The following is a 12,273-nucleotide window of genomic DNA, read 5'->3' as shown; positions in this document are numbered from 1 at the left end:
CTGGCCGAGCTGGAAGACAACTTCCGCTACAACGATGCCGTGATCCGTAACCTGGTCATCCGTCGCGACGAAGCCGTTACTGGCCCGTCCGAGATGCTCAAGGCCGAAGAGAACCGCAGCGAGCGCCGTGAGCGTCGTGAACGTCCTGAATCTGCTGATGGCGCCGAAGGCGACGACAGCAATGACAGCGACAACAGCGATAACGCTGACGAGTAATCCACGGACCTTTTGAGGAGCCTATTACATGGCACGTTTCTTCCGTCGTCGTAAATTCTGCCGCTTCACTGCTGAAGACGTGAAAGAGATCGACTTCAAAGATCTCAACACCCTGAAAGCTTACGTATCCGAAACCGGCAAGATCGTTCCAAGCCGTATCACCGGTACCAAAGCTCGTTATCAGCGTCAGCTGGCTACCGCTATCAAGCGCGCCCGCTTCCTGGCCCTGCTGCCCTACACCGACAGCCACGGCCGCTGAGACCGGGTTTTCGACAAGTAGCAAGGGATAAGCATGCGAGCGTTAGCTGATTTCATCATGCGCGGTCGCGTGCAGGCCACTGTAGTGGTGGCCGGTAGTGCGGCATTGCCGCTGTTGTTCTGGTTGTGTGCCGCCGCTGGGAGCCTGGTGTTCCTGCGGCGCGGTTTCAAGGACGCTTCCTCGGTCATCGTCTGGGGCATTTTGCCGGCGTTGGCCTGGTGGGTCTTCGGCGAGCCGCGCACCTTGATGGTGCTGCTGGGGACGCTGGGGCTGGCTGCGCTGTTGCGCGCTGGGCATTCCTGGAACCGGGTGCTGTTATCCAGCATCGCCTTGGGCCTGTTGTACGGTGTCATTCTGGGTTCAGCGTTCCGTGAACCGATTGAAGCTCTGGCGCGAGCGCTTGAAAAAGCCCTGCCGCAGATGCTCGACGGTCTCTACCAGCAGTTATCGGTGGAGGAGCAGGCGCAACTTGGGAAGCTCATCGTACCGGTGCTCAACGGCCTGATGGCGGCTGGGCTGCAGGTTGTCAGTGTGTTGGCCCTGATGTTGGGTCGCTACTGGCAGGCCGCGTTGTACAACCCGGGAGGTTTTGGCCGCGAGTTTCAAGCGGTGCGAATTCCCCTGGTGCCGGCGCTGGTGCTGTTGGGGTGCATGCTGTTCGGGCCGAACCTCGGTTCTGCCTTGGCATTGCTCACGCCGCTGTGCAGCGTGCCGCTCATGTTTGCCGGGCTTGCCCTGCTGCATGGGTTGGTGGCGCAGAAACGTCTGGCCAAGTTTTGGCTGGTCGGGTTGTACGTGACGCTGGTCCTGTTCATGCAACTGACTTATCCGTTGCTCGTGGTTTTGGCCATTGTCGATAGCCTGATTGATTTTCGCGGTCGCAAGTCACCTCAGGCTGATGATTCCGCGAACGGTGAAGGTTAAAAGTTAAGAGGTTTTACCAAATGGAACTGATCCTGCTGGAAAAAGTCGCCAACCTGGGCAACCTGGGCGACAAAGTTAAAGTTAAAGCCGGTTACGGCCGTAACTTCCTGCTGCCATTCGGCAAGGCCACCGTTGCCAACGCCGCCAACCTGGCTGCGTTCGAAGAACGTCGCGCCGAGCTGGAAAAGGCTGCTGCTGACAAGAAAGCTTCGGCTGAAAGCCGCGCTGCCCAACTGGCAGAGCTGGAAGTCACCATCACCGCCACCGCTGGCGATGAAGGCAAGCTGTTCGGTTCGATCGGCACCCACGACATCGCTGACGCCCTGACCGCCTCCGGCGTTGAAGTGGCTAAAGCTGAAGTTCGTCTGCCGAACGGCACCATCCGTCACGTTGGCGAATACGACGTAGCCGTGCACCTGCACAGCGACGTTGAAGCCACCGTACGCGTGGTCGTCGTTGCAGCCTAAGCTGTAGCAACTGGCTGGCTCCTCGTGAGCTAGCCGGTTAACATCGGGCACGGCTCTGCCTCGCAGACCGTGCCCTTTGTTTTTCTCCTCACCCAGAATTCTTTCGTGGCCATGAACGAGATCACCAACCCCGAACAACTCGACCTACAGACCGCAGCCCTGAAGGTGCCGCCGCATTCCATCGAAGCCGAACAGGCTGTGATCGGTGGTCTGATGCTGGACAACAACGCCTGGGAAAAGGTACTGGACCAAGTTTCGGACGGTGACTTCTATCGGCATGACCACCGCCTGATCTTCCGCGCCATCCACAAGCTGGTCGACCTCAACCAGCCGTTCGACGTGGTCACCCTGCACGAGCAGCTGGACAAGGAAGGCGTGTCCAGCCAGGTCGGCGGCTTGGCCTACCTGGCGGAGCTGGCCAAGAACACCCCGTCGGTCGCCAACATCAAGGCGTATGCGGCGATCATCCGTGAGCGCGCCACGCTGCGCCAGCTGATCAGCATCAGCACCGATATCGCCGACAACGCCTTCAATCCGCAGGGGCGCAACGCCGAGGAAATCCTCGACGATGCCGAACGGCAGATCTTCCAGATCGCCGAGGCGCGGCCCAAGACCGGCGGCCCCGTGGGCGTCAACGAGCTGTTGACCAAGGCCATCGACCGCATCGACACGCTGTTCAACTCCGACAGCGACATCACCGGTATCTCCACCGGTTATACCGACCTGGACGAGAAGACCAGCGGCCTGCAAGCGGCTGACTTGATCATCGTCGCCGGCCGTCCGTCGATGGGCAAGACCACCTTCGCCATGAACCTGGTCGAGAACGCAGTGCTGCGCAGCGACAAGGCAGTGCTGGTGTTCTCCCTCGAGATGCCAGGCGAATCGCTGATCATGCGGATGCTCTCCTCGCTTGGCCGGATCGACCAGACCAAGGTCCGTTCCGGTCAACTGGACGATGACGACTGGCCGCGCCTGACGTCGGCGGTCAACTTGCTCAACGATCGCAAGCTGTTCATCGACGACACCGCCGGCATCAGCCCTTCAGAGATGCGTGCGCGGACCCGGCGTCTGGCGCGTGAGCATGGCGAGATCGCCATGATCATGGTCGACTACCTGCAGCTGATGCAGATCCCAGGCTCGGCCGGTGATAACCGGACCAACGAAATCTCCGAGATTTCCCGATCGCTCAAGGCCCTGGCCAAAGAGTTCAATTGCCCGGTGATCGCCCTGTCCCAGCTCAACCGCTCTCTTGAGCAGCGGCCAAACAAGCGTCCGGTCAACTCCGACTTGCGTGAGTCCGGTGCAATCGAGCAGGACGCCGACGTGATCATGTTCGTGTACCGGGATGAGGTGTATCACCCCGAGACCGAGCATAAGGGTGTTGCCGAGATCATCATCGGTAAACAGCGGAACGGTCCTATCGGCTTCATTCGTCTGGCGTTCATCGGCAAGTACACCCGTTTCGAGAACCTCGCGCCGGGCATGTACAACTTCGACGACGACGAGTAATCGTATCCCGCCATCCTCCAGGCCGGGATCACCCGTCAGAGCGATGCTGAGCGTCAGGCGCGTTCGCAGGGAAGCCGGTCCCGAGGGATGGCCGGGTCGTGCAATGCTCACCATGAATCCGACCATTATCGTCGGACTTGATCAAAATTTGTGCTATATTCCGCGCCCGCGATTTCCCTGCACACCAAGAACCGGTCACTGACATGCAAGCAGCCAAACCACTCTACGACTATCCCAAGTACTGGGCCGAATGCTTCGGGCCAGCGCCTTTCCTGCCGATGAGCAGGGAGGAGATGGATCAGCTCGGCTGGGATTCCTGCGACATCATCATCGTGACCGGTGATGCCTACGTCGACCATCCGTCGTTTGGCATGGCGATCATCGGCCGTTTGCTCGAAGCCCAAGGTTTCCGCGTGGGCATCATCGCCCAGCCGAACTGGCAGTCCAAAGACGACTTCATGAAGCTCGGCGAGCCGAACCTGTTCTTCGGCGTTGCCGCGGGCAACATGGACTCGATGATCAACCGCTACACCGCCGACAAGAAGATCCGCTCCGACGACGCCTATACCCCCGGCGGCATGGCCGGCAAGCGCCCAGACCGTGCCAGCCTGGTCTATAGCCAGCGTTGCAAGGAAGCCTACAAGCACGTGCCGATCGTGCTGGGTGGCATCGAGGCCTCGCTGCGCCGTATCGCTCACTACGACTACTGGCAGGACAAGGTGCGCCACTCGATCCTGATCGATGCCTGCGCCGATATCCTGCTGTTCGGTAACGCCGAGCGCGCGGTGGTCGAGGTGGCCCAACGCCTGTCCAATGGCGAGACCATCGAGAACATCACCGACGTGCGTGGCACCGCGTTCGTGCGCCGTGACACGCCTAAGGGCTGGTTCGAAATCGACTCCACCCGGATCGACCGTCCGGGCAAGATCGACAAGATCATCAACCCCTACGTCAACACCCAGGACACCCAGGCCTGCGCGATCGAACAGGCCAAGGGCGAGGTCGAAGACCCCAACGAAGCCAAGGTGGTGCAGATTCTCGACAGCCCGGGCATGACCCGCGACAAGACGGTGATCCGTCTGCCGTCGTTCGAGAAGGTGCGTAACGACTCGGTGCTGTATGCCCACGCCAACCGTGTGCTGCACCTGGAGACCAACCCAGGCAACGCTCGCGCCCTGGTGCAGAAGCATGGTGAAGTGGATGTGTGGTTCAACCCGCCACCCATTCCCATGAGCACTGAGGAAATGGACTACGTGTTCGGCATGCCCTACGCACGTGTCCCGCACCCTGCCTATGGCAAGGAGCGCATCCCGGCCTACGAGATGATCCGCTTCTCGGTCAACATCATGCGTGGCTGCTTTGGTGGCTGCACCTTCTGCTCGATCACCGAGCACGAAGGGCGGATCATCCAGAACCGTTCGCACGAGTCGATCCTGCACGAGATCGAGGAGATGCGCGACAAGGTACCAGGCTTCACCGGCGTGGTTTCCGACCTGGGCGGGCCAACCGCCAACATGTACCGTATCGCCTGCAAGAGCCCCGACATCGAGAAGCACTGCCGCAAGCCGTCCTGCGTATTCCCAGGCATCTGCGAGAACCTCAACACCGACCACAGCTCGTTGATCGAGCTGTACCGCAAGGCTCGTGCCTTGCCGGGGGTGAAGAAGATCCTGATCGCCTCGGGTCTGCGCTACGACCTGGCGGTTGAGTCGCCGGAATACGTCAAGGAGCTGGTCACCCACCACGTCGGCGGTTACCTGAAGATAGCCCCCGAGCACACCGAGCGTGGCCCGCTGGACAAGATGATGAAGCCGGGCATCGGCAGCTATGACCGCTTCAAGCGCATGTTCGAGAAGTACTCCAAGGAGGCAGGTAAAGAGCAGTACCTGATTCCGTACTTCATCGCTGCCCACCCCGGTACTACCGACGAAGACATGATGAACCTTGCCCTGTGGCTCAAGGGCAATGGCTTCCGCGCTGACCAGGTGCAGGCGTTCTACCCATCGCCGATGGCCTCGGCCACAGCCATGTACCACTCGGGCAAGAACCCGCTGCGCAAGGTCACCTACAAGAGTGAAGGGGTCGATATCGTCAAGAGCGATGAGCAGCGCCGCTTGCACAAGGCGTTCTTGCGCTATCACGACCCCAAAGGCTGGCCGATGCTGCGTGAAGCGCTGGAGCGCATGGGCCGTGCCGACCTGATTGGCCCGGGCAAGCACCAGTTGATCCCGCTGCATCAGCCGCAGACCGACAGCTACCAGAGCGCTCGGCGCAAGAACTCGACGCCGACCGGCAGCCACAAGGTGGGCAAGGATCAGAAGATCCTCACCCAGCACACCGGCCTGCCGCCGCGTGCCAGCGATGGCAGCAAGCCGTGGGATAAACGTGAGAAAGCCAAGGCCGAGGCGTTTGCGCGTAACCAGCAGGCAGCTAAAGAGCGTAAGGAAGCGGCCAAGGGCGGCGGCAAGAAGAAGCCGCGTCAGCCAGTCCTGCCGCGCTGAACGGGTAACATCTAAACTCGTGGGAGCGGGCTTGCCCTGCGATAGCGATGGTCAATCCACCAACGCTATCGCGGGGCAAGCCCACATTTTTCGTCAAGCGTCATAGGATCAATCAGGCTTCTTGTCGACCCACTTGGGCAACACCGGCGCCTCGAACTCATCCATCCCATCGAGCAGCTCATCCGGCTGCTTGCCCAGCAGCAACATCGCCCGATGCTGCGGCCGCACGAAGCCTTCCTCGACGATATGGTCGAGGAAGCCGCCGAGCTTTTCATAGAAACCGTTGACGTCCAGCAGGCCCAGCGGCTTGGCGTGATAGCCCAACTGCCCCCAGGTCCATACCTCGAACAACTCCTCAAGCGTACCCAGGCCACCCGGCAGGGCGATGAAGGCATCGCTCAACTCGGCCATGCGCGCTTTACGCGCGTGCATGCCGTCGACGACCTCCAGGCGGGTCAGGCCCTTGTGGCCGATTTCAGCGTCCATCAGGCTTTGCGGGATGATCCCGACCACTTCACCACCCGCAGCCATGGCCGCATCGGCCACGGTGCCCATCAGGCCCACGGCGCCGCCGCCATACACCAGGGTCAGGCCGCGGCCAGCGATGGCCTGGCCAAGGGCAACCGCCGCTTCACGGTAGGCCGGGTTGCTGCCGATGCTGGCACCACAGAAGACACACACGGAACGTACAGGCATTGCTTTTCTCCCTTCAAATGCGTGCACAGGGTAAGGCGCAAGCCGCTCGCTTCCAAGGCACGATTCACTCCGGACGGGAGAATTCGCAGGCGGCGCCCGCGGCGCCTTGGGCGTAGGCTTCCAGCAGGCTGTTCATGAAACTACCAAGGGACATGTCATTTGCTCCTAAATGAGAGGTTGTCCCATCGTCTACTTAGAGGGCATGATGTGCACTTAGATTGGTTGTATACAATCCATAGAACAAATCAACTGGCTGGCCAGTGGACACCTCCTTGATGCACATCAGGGACGTTCGTACCGGGTTCAGGCAGTCTCGCAATTGATAAACCCCTGCCAAGGAGATTCACGATGTTTGCGAAAGCTGTAGCGGTATCCCTGCTGACCCTCGCCAGCGCTTCTGTGTTCGCGGCCGAGTGCTCTGTGACGGTCGAGTCGACTGACCAGATGTCCTACACCAGCAAGGAATTCACCGTCGACAAGAGCTGCAAAGAGTTCACCGTCAAGCTGACCCACTCGGGCAAGCTGCCGAAGAACGTCATGGGCCACAACCTGGTGATCAGCAAGACCGCTGACATGCAGGCCATCGCCACGGAAGGCATGACCCAGGGCATCGACAAGGGTTACCTGAAGGAAGACAACGCCAATATCATCGCCCACACCGCGATGATTGGTGCGCCGGAGAAGGAAACCGAAGTCAAGTTCGACACTTCCAAGCTGGAAGCTGGCGGCGACTACAGCTTCTTCTGCACCTTCCCAGGCCATATCTCGATGATGAAAGGCAAAGTCATCGTCAAGTAAGCCTGATGCTTGCTGCGTAACCTAATGGGGGAGCGGGCTTGCCCCGCGATAGTGTGGGTGAATCCACCCTCGCTATCGCGGGACAAGCCCGCTCTCACGTCAGGTATTGCAGTTCGCGTGTTACGGCGCGAACGGCAACTCGCGCTTGTGCTGGGTCTTACGGTAGGTGTTGACGATGATGTCGAATGCCTCCTGGCTGACCGGTTCGCCATGCAGGAACGCATCGATCTGCTGGTAGGTCACGCCATGTGACGCCTCATCCGGCTTGCCCGGTTCGAGGTCTTCCAGATCCGCCGTCGGCACTTTCTCTACCAACGATTCCGGCGCCCCGAAGCTACGGGCGATGGCGCGTACCTGGTTTTTTACCAGGCCACTCAAAGGGGCCAGGTCGCAGGCACCATCACCGAACTTGGTGAAAAAGCCCATCACTGCTTCGGCTGCGTGATCAGTGCCGATCACCAGGCCCGCGCGTGCGCCGGCGATGGTGTACTGGGCGACCATGCGCATCCGCGCCTTGGTGTTGCCGACGACGAAGTCGACCAGGGTCGGCGAGCCGCCTTCCAGCGCTTTGACTTCCAGCGCCAAGGCCCGCACCGCAGGGGCGATGTCGACGGTATGCACCTCATCGGCCTTGATCACGTCCAGGCACGCTTGGGCATCGTGCTCGTCATGCTGCACCTGATACGGCAGGCGTACGGCGATGAAGCGATAGCCTTGATCGCCAGTTTCGGCGCGCAGTTCGGTGACGGTGCGCTGGGCAAGCAGGGCGGCGGTCAGCGAGTCGACGCCACCACTGATGCCCAGGACCAGGGTCTTGAGCCGGGCATTGGCCAGGCAATCCTTGATGAAGGCCACGCGCCGGGCAACTTCGGCTTCGAGCGCGGCGGCGTCGGCGAACGGCGGCTGCACCTTGAGCTGCTGGGCAATCTCTCGCTGGACGGCTTGCATGGATTACTCCTTGTGGGGGACTTTGAAAACGTGGCGCATGTAGGCGACGAAGTTCTCGTCACGGCATTGGGTCTTGGCGGCTTCGTCGGAGATCTTCGCCACCGGCGAGCCATTGCAGTCGGTCATTTTAAGCACGATGTTCATCGGCGCCACCCCAGGCAGGTCGCAGGTCAAGTTGGTGCCGATACCAAAGCTGACGTTGATGCGCCCGCGCAAGGCGCGGAAGATCTCCAGCGAGCGGGTCAGGTTGAGGCCATCGGAGAACACCAGGGTCTTGGTCATCGGGTCGATACCCAGTTGCTGGTAATGGGCGATGGCTTTTTCCGCCCAGGCCACCGGTTCACCCGAGTCGTGGCGCAGGCCATCGAACAGCTTGGCAAAGTACAGGTCGAAATCGCGCAGGAAGGCATCCATGGTGATGCAATCGGTCAGGGCGATGCCGAGCAATCCGCGGTACTCGCGAACCCAGCAATCCAGCGCGGCGATCTGGCTGTCGATCAGCCGTGGGCCGAGCTGCTGGTGGGCCATGATCCACTCGTGGGCCATGGTGCCCAACGGCTTGATATCCAGTTTCCATGCCAGATTGACATTGCTGGTGCCGACGAAGCGTGCCGGGAAATCATCGCGCAGCACACGTACCATCTCTTCCTGGACGCGGCTGGAGAAGCGTCGGCGGGTGCCGAAATCGGCTACCTTCAGCTCGGCCAGTTCATCGGCGCTGGCGTGCGCTTGCAGCCAGTCGAACTTGCGATAGAGCTGGTCGCGGGCGTCGCTCAGGCGCATGCGTGGGTGCAGGTGGCGGTTGCGCACCTCGCTGATGATCGCCAGTAGCGGCACTTCGAACAGCATCACATGCAGCCACGGGCCGCGCAGGCGCAGGCTCAGCTGGTCGTTCTCGATGCCCAGCCACAGGTAGCGCAGGTTGAAGCGGAATAGCCGCAGAAAGCGCAGGAAATCCGGCTTGAGGAAGCTGATGCGCTCAAGAAACTCGGCCTGGCCTGCATCCAGGGTCATCTCGCTGAGCAGCTCGATCTGATTGCGGATCTCGTCCAGATAAGGGCGCAGGTCTTCGCCGTTGCGGCAGCGAAACTCCCATTCGACATCGGCATCCGGGTAGTTGTGCAGCACCGCCTGCATCATCGTCAGCTTGTAGAAGTCGGTGTCGAGCAGGTTGTGCACGATGCGCTCGGCGAATGCGCTCTCGCTCATGGAAGGCTCCAGGTCGGCGGCGCTCGCTGAAAACGGCGCAAGCGCGCGGGAATGGCGGCCATTGTGCCAGCCTTTGCGCGCAAAAGGAGTAGCTGGAGCCCTATCGCGGAGCAAGCCCGCACTGGGCAATAGGCCATAAAGCATTGCCCATGGGAGCGGGCTGGCCCCGCGATAGGGCTGTAAATGCCAAAAGCCGGATGATTCTGCCAGCACCAGCTAGCCTTCAAACAGTGCCCCCCGTAGCAGTCACGCACCAGCTGTGTGCACTTCGGTGACGTCAGCTGTTACAGGCTGGTTGCACGTTAACACTTGTCGAGGTTGCAATGATGGCACTCGATGGTTGCTCCTTTAGTGATCGCGTGGTGGCGCCTGACCTATGCCAGACGGTTGCACGCTCAATAAAGAAAGCCCGCCAGTCGCCTCTAACCAGCCTGCCCGGTGTGTTTGCTCGAAATCCAAAACCAATGGCACGGCCCTTGCTCGGAGCAAGGCGCTGAAAGTTGTAGTGCCAACCAAAAAAAACTCTAGGAGCACCACCTCATGTCGCAGACGTTTTACAAGAAAGGTTTCCTGGCTCTGGCCGTAGCTACGGCACTGGGTGTTTCTTCGTATGTTCAGGCCGACATCAAGATCGGCGTCGCAGGCCCAATGACTGGTGCCAACGCAGCGTTTGGCGAGCAATACATGAAAGGTGCGCAAGCAGCGGCTGACAAGATCAACGCGGCAGGTGGCGTCAATGGCGAGAAAATCCAACTGGTAAAAGGCGACGACGCCTGCGAGCCGAAACAGGCCGTGGCCGTGGCCAACCGCCTGGTCGACCAGGACAAGGTGGTCGGTGTGGTCGGACACTTCTGCTCGTCCAATACCATTCCGGCATCGGAGGTGTATGACGAAGCCGGTGTCATCGCCATCACCCCAGGTTCGACCAACCCGCAGGTCACCGAGCGCGGCCTGTCGGCGATGTTCCGCATGTGTGGCCGTGACGACCAGCAGGGCATCGTTGCCGGCGACTACATCGTCGACGTGCTCAAGGGCAAGAAAGTCGTAGTCCTGCACGACAAGGATACCTACGGCCAAGGCCTGGCCGACGCCACCAAGGCGCAGCTGGAGAAGCGTGGCGTCAAGCCGGTGCTGTACGAAGGCCTGACCCGTGGCGAGAAAGATTTCAGCGCAGTGGTCACCAAGATCCGCGGCGCGGGCGCCGATGTCGTCTACTTCGGTGGCCTGCACCCGGAAGCCGGTCCACTGGTACGCCAACTGCGTGAAGCAGGCCTGAAGGATGTGGCGTTCATGTCCGATGACGGCATCGTCACCGATGAACTGGTGTCCACCGCAGGTGGCGCCCAATACACCAATGGCGTGTACATGACCTTCGGCGCCGACCCGCGTCTGCTGCCAGACAGCAAGGCGGTGGTGGAAGAGTTCCGCAAAGCCGGCACCGAACCTGAAGGCTACACCCTGTACGCCTACGCCTCGGTCCAGGCGCTCGCCGCCGCGTTCAACGGCGCCAAGTCGAACAAGGGTGAAGACGCTGCCAAGTGGCTCAAGGCCAACCCGGTGCAGACCGTCATGGGCGAGAAGAAGTGGGACAGCAAGGGTGACCTGACCGTCTCCGACTACGTGGTCTACCAGTGGGATGCCAACGGCAAGTACCACCAGCTGGATAAACAAAAATAATAAAGGCCCAAGGCCCGGACAGCCGTCCGGGCCGACGCCCCGCGGTACCTGTCTTTATCCGTAGATGTGCACCAGTTCTGCGCTGCGAGGGCCGCTGTATGCCAGGCCCGCCGTGGTCGGCGCTCGTGCAATCTCACTCAGCGAGATTGCGTTATGGATGGTATTTTCCTGCAGCAACTGGTCAATGGCCTGACCCTCGGGTCGGTCTATGGCTTGATCGCCATCGGCTACACAATGGTCTATGGCATTATCGGCATGATCAACTTCGCGCACGGCGAGGTGTACATGATCTCCGCGTACCTCGCGGCGATCAGCCTGGCATTGCTGGCTTATTTCGGTATCGAGTCCTTCCCGCTGCTGATGCTCGGCACGCTGTTGTTCACCGTGGTGGTCACCGGCGTCTACGGCTTCACCATCGAGCGCATCGCCTACAAACCCCTGCGTAACTCCACCCGCCTGGCGCCGCTGATCAGCGCCATCGGGATCTCGCTGATCCTGCAGAACTACGCGCAGATCAGCCAGGGTGCTCGCCAGCAAGGCGTGCCAACCCTGCTTGAAGGCGCCTGGCGCGTCGAAGTCGGCACGGGCTTCGTGCAGCTGACCTACACCAAGATCTTCATCCTGATCGCAGCCTTCGCCGGCATGGCCCTGCTGACCTATGTGATCAAGTACACCAAGCTTGGGCGTATGTGCCGCGCCACTCAGCAAGACCGTAAGATGGCCTCGATCCTGGGCATCAACACCGACCGGGTGATCTCCTATGTGTTCGTCATCGGTGCGGTGATGGCCGCCCTGGCCGGCGTGCTGATCACCATGAACTACGGCACCTTCGACTTCTATGCCGGCTTCATCATCGGCATCAAGGCCTTCACCGCCGCCGTACTCGGCGGGATCGGCTCGCTGCCCGGCGCGATGCTCGGCGGGATCATCCTGGGGATCTCCGAGTCGCTGTTCTCCGGCCTGATCAACTCCGACTACAAGGACGTGTTCAGCTTCTCGCTGCTGGTGCTGATCCTCATCTTCCGTCCCCAAGGCCTGCTGGGTCGCCCGCTCGTGGCTAAGGTGTGAA

The 12,273-nt window shown here is 60.7% G+C and carries 12 protein-coding genes; 9 read left to right on the top strand and 3 right to left on the bottom strand.

Annotated elements, in window-relative coordinates:
* From ACI2JX_RS22300 to ACI2JX_RS22275, 6 genes are all read left to right on the top strand, one after another.
* A partial coding sequence (locus ACI2JX_RS22300) for a 30S ribosomal protein S6 (RefSeq protein WP_404690999.1) occupies window positions 1-216 on the top strand: 216 nt, incomplete at its 5' end.
* Window positions 217-244: 28 nt separating this feature from the next.
* Window positions 245-475, top strand: coding sequence for a 30S ribosomal protein S18 (gene rpsR, locus ACI2JX_RS22295; RefSeq protein WP_003249563.1), 231 nt, complete (start codon window positions 245-247; stop codon window positions 473-475).
* Window positions 476-508: 33 nt separating this feature from the next.
* Window positions 509-1,399, top strand: a complete 891-nt coding sequence (locus ACI2JX_RS22290; RefSeq protein WP_404690998.1) for a hypothetical protein — start codon at window positions 509-511, stop codon at window positions 1,397-1,399.
* Between the two features lie 20 nt (window positions 1,400-1,419).
* Window positions 1,420-1,866, top strand: coding sequence for a 50S ribosomal protein L9 (gene rplI / locus ACI2JX_RS22285; protein WP_186555590.1), 447 nt, complete (start codon window positions 1,420-1,422; stop codon window positions 1,864-1,866).
* A gap of 111 nt (window positions 1,867-1,977) precedes the next feature.
* Entirely contained in the window at window positions 1,978-3,375 is a 1,398-nt protein-coding gene (gene dnaB, locus ACI2JX_RS22280; RefSeq protein WP_186555589.1) for a replicative DNA helicase, read from the top strand.
* A 203-nt stretch (window positions 3,376-3,578) separates the two neighbouring features.
* Window positions 3,579-5,876 (top strand): YgiQ family radical SAM protein, encoded by a 2,298-nt coding sequence (locus ACI2JX_RS22275; protein ID WP_404690997.1) that lies wholly within the window; start codon window positions 3,579-3,581, stop codon window positions 5,874-5,876.
* 108 nt (window positions 5,877-5,984) lie between these two features.
* Here ACI2JX_RS22275 and ACI2JX_RS22270 read toward each other — a convergent pair whose 3' ends face one another.
* Window positions 5,985-6,572: a TIGR00730 family Rossman fold protein gene (locus ACI2JX_RS22270; protein WP_312151331.1), complete on the bottom strand. Its 588-nt coding sequence runs from the start codon at window positions 6,570-6,572 to the stop codon at window positions 5,985-5,987.
* Between the two features lie 348 nt (window positions 6,573-6,920).
* Here ACI2JX_RS22270 and azu point away from each other — a divergent pair, with 348 nt between their 5' ends.
* Entirely contained in the window at window positions 6,921-7,370 is a 450-nt protein-coding gene (gene azu, locus ACI2JX_RS22265; RefSeq protein WP_264236774.1) for an azurin, read from the top strand.
* Between the two features lie 120 nt (window positions 7,371-7,490).
* Here the strand turns inward: azu and nadE are convergent, their stop codons facing one another.
* Window positions 7,491-8,318: an ammonia-dependent NAD(+) synthetase gene (nadE, locus tag ACI2JX_RS22260; RefSeq protein ID WP_186555585.1), complete on the bottom strand. Its 828-nt coding sequence runs from the start codon at window positions 8,316-8,318 to the stop codon at window positions 7,491-7,493.
* A 3-nt stretch (window positions 8,319-8,321) separates the two neighbouring features.
* Window positions 8,322-9,527 (bottom strand): nicotinate phosphoribosyltransferase, encoded by a 1,206-nt coding sequence (gene pncB / locus ACI2JX_RS22255; protein ID WP_404690996.1) that lies wholly within the window; start codon window positions 9,525-9,527, stop codon window positions 8,322-8,324.
* A gap of 540 nt (window positions 9,528-10,067) precedes the next feature.
* On the opposite strand from pncB, the gene ACI2JX_RS22250 reads away from it, so the two are divergent.
* Complete coding sequence (locus ACI2JX_RS22250) at window positions 10,068-11,204, top strand: branched-chain amino acid ABC transporter substrate-binding protein (RefSeq protein ID WP_264236776.1); 1,137 nt, start codon at window positions 10,068-10,070, stop codon at window positions 11,202-11,204.
* 153 nt (window positions 11,205-11,357) lie between these two features.
* Window positions 11,358-12,272: an ABC transporter permease subunit gene (locus tag ACI2JX_RS22245; RefSeq protein WP_186555582.1), complete on the top strand. Its 915-nt coding sequence runs from the start codon at window positions 11,358-11,360 to the stop codon at window positions 12,270-12,272.
* Window position 12,273 lies beyond the last annotated feature (1 nt).

Source organism: Pseudomonas sp. NPDC088890, from assembly GCF_044900155.1.
In the GTDB taxonomy this organism is placed as follows: Bacteria; Pseudomonadota; Gammaproteobacteria; order Pseudomonadales; family Pseudomonadaceae; genus Aquipseudomonas; species Aquipseudomonas urmiensis.
The sequence above is the reverse complement of the archived record's forward strand: the minus strand, read 5'-3'. Positions and strand labels throughout refer to the sequence as shown.